Source organism: Mesorhizobium tamadayense (assembly GCF_003863365.1).
GTDB classification, from domain to species: Bacteria; Pseudomonadota; Alphaproteobacteria; order Rhizobiales; family Rhizobiaceae; genus Mesorhizobium; species Mesorhizobium tamadayense.
The window spans coordinates 1-464 of record NZ_RQXT01000247.1; the positions used below are offsets into that span (position 1 = coordinate 1).

Sequence of the window (464 nt, forward strand, 5' to 3'; positions counted from 1 at the left end):
TCAATCGAGGCAAAGGACTTCACCCCCGAAATGCGTGAGGCGGCGGGGGCGTGCTTCGTGCAGATCGGCCTGACGCCGCCAACGAAAGGAACCGTGGACGGAAAGCTGCTGGTCAGCGCCGAGCAATTCCTGGAGGCGGCTTACCGCTACACGGCGATTGGGGGCGATTGTTTCTATTGTGCCGCTTCTTTCGATATCCAGAGGGCAATGTGCGAAAATCACATTCCGATTGTCGCTCATGTGGGCCTTATTCCATCTTACATTACCTGGACCGGCTGGCGCGCTGTCGGAAAGACTGCATCAGAGGCGCTGACGATGTGGAAGCGACTAAAACGGCTCGAGGAAATCGGTTGTTTCGCTGTTGAGCTTGAGGTCGTTCCCGGCCGGATAGCCGAGTTCTTCGCCAAAAACACATCGATGATCTACTTCAGCCTCGGTTCGGGCTCAGGTGGCGATGTCCAGTA

At 56.7% G+C, this 464-nt stretch carries 1 protein-coding gene; it reads left to right on the forward strand.

The genetic code is table 11. From position 1 onward, the window contains the following. Positions 1 to 464: 3-methyl-2-oxobutanoate hydroxymethyltransferase (locus EH240_RS37525; RefSeq protein ID WP_206075409.1), on the forward strand; the 464-nt coding region annotated here is incomplete at both ends.